Source organism: Nitrospinota bacterium (genome assembly GCA_009873635.1).
Taxonomy (GTDB): Bacteria; Nitrospinota; Nitrospinia; order Nitrospinales; family VA-1; genus LS-NOB.
Genome location: WAHY01000008.1, coordinates 102,509 through 107,476 on the forward strand (window position 1 = coordinate 102,509; position 4,968 = coordinate 107,476).

6 protein-coding genes are annotated in these 4,968 nt (G+C 44.3%); 2 read left to right on the plus strand and 4 right to left on the minus strand.

The window, feature by feature from the left end; translation table 11 throughout:
- Positions 1-52 precede the first annotated feature (52 nt).
- Both F3741_06920 and F3741_06925 read right to left on the minus strand, forming a co-directional pair.
- Positions 53-511 (minus strand): cytochrome c, encoded by a 459-nt coding sequence (locus tag F3741_06920; GenBank protein ID MZG30527.1) that lies wholly within the window; start codon positions 509-511, stop codon positions 53-55.
- A gap of 24 nt (positions 512-535) precedes the next feature.
- The gene (locus F3741_06925) at positions 536-1,069 is read right to left on the minus strand and encodes a DUF1566 domain-containing protein (GenBank protein ID MZG30528.1); all 534 of its coding nucleotides are present in this window, start codon (positions 1,067-1,069) and stop codon (positions 536-538) included.
- A 240-nt stretch (positions 1,070-1,309) separates the two neighbouring features.
- On the opposite strand from F3741_06925, the gene F3741_06930 reads away from it, so the two are divergent.
- Complete coding sequence (locus F3741_06930; GenBank protein ID MZG30529.1) at positions 1,310-1,948, plus strand: methyltransferase domain-containing protein; 639 nt, start codon at positions 1,310-1,312, stop codon at positions 1,946-1,948.
- Between the two features lie 53 nt (positions 1,949-2,001).
- On the plus strand, positions 2,002-2,916 hold the full coding sequence (locus F3741_06935) for a bile acid:sodium symporter family protein (protein MZG30530.1): 915 nt from the start codon (positions 2,002-2,004) through the stop codon (positions 2,914-2,916).
- Between the two features lie 7 nt (positions 2,917-2,923).
- Here F3741_06935 and F3741_06940 read toward each other — a convergent pair whose 3' ends face one another.
- Together F3741_06940 and F3741_06945 are read right to left on the minus strand one after the other, a co-directional pair.
- The gene (locus F3741_06940; protein MZG30531.1) at positions 2,924-3,961 is read right to left on the minus strand and encodes a hypothetical protein; all 1,038 of its coding nucleotides are present in this window, start codon (positions 3,959-3,961) and stop codon (positions 2,924-2,926) included.
- Positions 3,962-4,025: 64 nt separating this feature from the next.
- Positions 4,026-4,931: a class I SAM-dependent methyltransferase gene (locus tag F3741_06945; GenBank protein ID MZG30532.1), complete on the minus strand. Its 906-nt coding sequence runs from the start codon at positions 4,929-4,931 to the stop codon at positions 4,026-4,028.
- Positions 4,932-4,968 lie beyond the last annotated feature (37 nt).

The following is a 4,968-nucleotide window of genomic DNA, read 5'->3' on the forward strand; positions in this document are numbered from 1 at the left end:
CAGGATTATCCCTCCAAGAACCTTACAATTCCTCTTAAACCTTGTTTCTAAATTATTCATCTGATATGCCTTCAATTTGATAAAACGTGCGGATGTAAGCAATCACATTCCATCCTTCCTCCTCAGTGATAACTTTTCCCACCCGAACCGGCATTTCTGTACCCGGACTCCCGTTTCTCAACACCCACATGAGTTCGCCATCGGTCCTAGTTTCCTGCCAGTTGCGATCCGTGAAATCTCTGGGCGCATGGCCAGGACGCTTCATTCCTTTTCCATTGACGTTATGACAGGTGACACATTGCCCCTTGCCAAAATATATTTCCTGTCCAGCCTCTATACGATCAGGTGTAGAGGGAAAAGGATTATCCATATCCTGAAGTTCTTCTAACAATTCAGATGGAACCCTTGGGGCATATTTATCCAGATGAAAGGCAAAAGTATAACCCGTCAGTAAGAGCACAAAAACCCCTGTTATGATCAAATGAATGGTTCGCATAGTTAAGAGGTTCATTTTTAACAAAAAAGGGTCTGATGCCTAGTGAGCGTTACGAACCAGCCTTAAAAAAGCATCCACTCCAGAAATTTTATCCTGATAAGACTGACCGCCTTCATCTTTGTAGGAGACGGTCACCGCTTTATTGCGTTTTTCCTCATTGGTCCAGGTACTCCAGCCCGCTCCTTTGGGAAACATGCTGTCGATAAAAATTTTATCACCATCCTTGTCCAGATTACGTTTTCTGCGGTCATACAGAGTCGCAGCCTCTTCGGGGGTGGGCAACCGCCAGTCACGATAACCTGCGAAATCTTTGTTGTTCATACGTTGAGCATACTCGTTAGCTGTGTACCAGTTGACCCATTTAGCTTCCTTTTGCCAATAATCCTGAGTCATCCATAACAAACCTGTTTTATTATCCAGTGTTGTACCATCGGCATAATTGAAAAAACGTTTGTCAGCAGATTGAGAAACAGGCTTTTTCCCCGGCAAGCCATCAGCCCAGGCATTGAAAGAAAAGAAGAGAACAAAAAAACTAAGCGTTATTTTCGAGATAGTTCGTGACGACATATTCATACTCCATCTTAGTAGGAGATACTATTATTAAGGTCACTTTTAATATTACCTTTATCCACGAGTGATCCTTATGACTTAAAAGCTCGCGAGTTGCCGCAATGTAAAATCATCTAATTATTACAGGTCCCCTTAGTGTTTATCAATTTTACCTGCTCAGAAAACCCAAGTAAACGGAAATTCCCTTGAACGGTATCTGTTGTTCCGCTAGACTGAACCAACAACCTACTCAAGGCCCTTGCCATGAAAATATTATATGATACCAAGCGCATAGCAATTTTAACGACACTATTGTTTCTATGTTCTGCCAGTTCCTTGCTCGCAAAACCGAAAGATAAAGAACGCTGGAACAGTAAATATAAAACAGACATTTACCTGTTTGGTGAACAGCCTATTCCCTTTCTGGTCAATAACTTTCACATTTTGCCAAAGGGGAAAGTTCTTGATATCGCTATGGGAGAAGGAAGAAACGGGGTTTATCTTGCCACCCAGGGGTTCGATGTCACAGGTCTTGATATTTCCGAAAGGGGACTGGAAAAGGCACATAAACTGGCGGAAAAAAATAACGTGTCAATCAGGACAAAAGTCGTTGACCTTGAAACTCATAGGCTGGAACCCAACAGCTACGATGTGATCCTCTGCACTTATTATATGCAAAGGAATCTTTTCAAACAGTTCGAGTCTGCCCTGAAACCCGGCGGAATGATTGTTGTTGAAACCTATAATGTTGACTACCTGAAATATGCCCGGTTCAGCCGGAAATGGGCACTAGACACCAACGAACTGCTTGATATCTTCAAAGGCCTGAGAGTCATCCGTTATCAGGACTTTGACAATGGCAAAGAAGCCTATTCCAGTATCATCGCCCAAAAACCTGAGTGAATCCGGTCGAACGATTTTTCATTACCCTGGCAAACTTATTCCCTGTCTGGGTAATGACGGGCGCATCTCTGGCCTTGTGGAAACCAGAAACCGCCACCTGGTTTCAACCTGGTTGGATCCCCTATTTTCTTGGAATCATCATGTTGAGCATGGGGCTCACGCTGGACTTCGATGATTTTTCCAGAGTCCTCAAGATCCCAAAGTCCATCCTGCTGGGGGTAGTGCTTCAATATACAATCATGCCGGGACTTGGTTATGCCCTGGCTCTTGCCTTCAACCTACCCATTGATTTTGTGATCGGGCTCATCCTGGTTGCCTGTTGTCCTGGAGGAACTGCTTCAAACGTTGTGTGCTTTATCGCGAAAACCCATGTCGCGCTTTCAGTCAGTCTGACGACCTGTTCAACGCTCCTGGCTGTCCTGCTCACTCCGCTTTTAACAACCTGGTGGGTGGAGTCCATCTCGATGGAACTGACCGGGTTGAAGGTCGATGTTGATACTTTGGGGCTTCTGCTTAAAACTTTGAAGGTGGTCATACTTCCTGTTTTAGCCGGGGTTTTTCTGAACCATTATTTTCACCGCATGGTTAAGAAAGTAGAGGCCTACACTCCTTTTCTCGCTGTACTTTCTATTGTCTTCATTGTTGACTTTATTCTTGCTGCCAAGAAAACGGCAATTCTGGATATCGGCACATCATTAATCTTCGCGGTGATCACCCTGCACCTTTTTGGATTTGTATTGGGGTATGTTTTATCACGTCTGTTCCAGTTCACCGAGAAGGACGCACAAACCGTATCTATCGAGGTGGGGATGCAAAACTCAGGTCTGGCTACAGAACTTGCAAGAAGTAATTTTTCAAACTATGGGCTGGCTACCGTTCCTGGCGCAATATCCGCCCTCACCCACTGCATATTAGGCAGTATCACTGCAGGCCTTTGCCGCTGGCGTAATGCAAACACACAAAAATGAAAAGTAATTAAAAGCTATCCCAGGTGAGGATCTGTTCGGCAGAAATATCATTTTTAGGTGACTTACCAAGAACCTGGCTCAATTCATTGGGAGGAATACCGGTTCCGGGACGTTTGCAGGCAAGCATATCTGCAACCAACTTGGTGCCAGCAGGAATGTCGACCCTGGCCACCAGACTGCGCCTCGCAGACTGCCTGACCGGAATTTCTGATTGTTGGATTTGCTTTTTTCCATCACCAAGAATCTTTGTTACATTAAGGACTTTCGACTTCAACCGGCGAAGGTCTTCCGGTTCCATTGAGATCGATTGGTCGACTCCGGGTAGCTTTCGGTCTAGCGTAAAGTGCTTTTCGATCATCACCGCTCCCAACGATGCCGCGACCACGGCAGATAAATTATCCAATGTATGATCGGATAAACCTACTGGCAAATGGAAACTGTCTCGCAGTTGTCTCAAACAACCTAAATTCATCTCCTCATATTTTGAGGGATAGTTTGAAACACAATGCAGAAGAACTACAGAGCTTGCTTTTTTAAGTGCCTTTAAAGCTTCAGTTATTTCCTGCTCTACACCCATTCCGGTCGAGAGCACAACCGGCAAACCTGTTTCGGCCACCTTTTCCAAAAAGGGAGTGTAGGTCAGGTCCGGGGATGCTATTTTTATCGCGGGCATTCCCAACTCCACCATCAGACCCAAAGACGCATCATCAAAAGGGGTGGAAAATAACGGAATATTTAAAGACTGGGCATGGGCGATGAGAACCTTGTAATCTTCACGCGAAAGTTCATAACGCTCAAAGAACTCGTAAAACGGAATTTCATTCCCTGGGTTATCCGGGTCATCCGCCAACAGGGTATTCGCGATCATCTCTCTGGCGACAAAAGTCTGAAGTTTGACCGCATCGGCTCCATTTTCAGCGGCGGAATCAATCATGCGTTTTGCAAGCTCAACATCACCATTGTGGTTGAATCCAATTTCCGCCACTATAAATGGTGGGTGTCCTTGTCCTAAACTTTTTCCACAGAATTTCAACTCTTGATCCATAGAAGTTTCTAATTTCCAATAAATTAAACTTTACCCAGCTTAACGGTGAAACAGCTCTGTCCCGTTAGCTTTTCACCATATAAATAGCGGCCTGATCGCCCCGTGAAACAGCGTTTAGGTCTTCAGCCATCTTTTTGAAGCTGTTTATATCTTCCTTGGAAAATATTGCCTTGGCAGGATTCCTCCCATACGAATTTTCTGCCATCAATGGTATATCATTCAGGTATTGCTGGCTCCCCCAGAACTGAAATTCATCAGAATCATAAACAACGTCTTGAATTTCAAATCCGGTTTTTTTGGCAAGAATATTCAGGCTGTCCAAAGAGTATAAAAAGAAATGCCTGGGGGCATCCAGCTGGACCCAATTGATTCCAAATTTTTCCCAGGCTTCTGACGAAACCAGAGGAACCCTGATCATACACCCACCACCGACAGGCAATAGCCTGTGAACCGTTGCAAGAGTTTCTATCGGGTCAGGCAAGTGCTCAAAAGAATGGTGGAACATGAATAGATCCTGCTCTTCATCCAGGTCATGCACCTGGGCTTTTCTAATAATCAGACCATTAGAATACTTCAAATCCTTTTCAAGATTTGGTTCTATGCCCAATACATTTTCAAACCCGGCTTCCTTAAGGAAATAGAGTAGAAAGCCTGTCCCGCAGCCTATATCAACGATTCTGCTTTTACGGTTCAAATTCACTTGAGACAAACAGGCCATGTCTGACTCCGCTGGATGTACCAGGCTTATTATCCTGCCCCATATTCCTTCGTTCAAAACCGCGTAGCGGTCTCTATTTTTTCTGGCCCAGGTTTCAAAAATATTCGGGTATAAACTTTCAGGACTTTGAGTGAGGCTATAATAATTCTGCTTGTAGTAAGTTGACATGTCTGATGGAAATTCTTCAATCTGCAGACACTGGCATTCTGAACACTGAAAATAAGAAAATTCCTCTTTCAATCCGAACATCATTTCAGGAACTTGATAAGTAGGACTTTGCCCCGAAAAC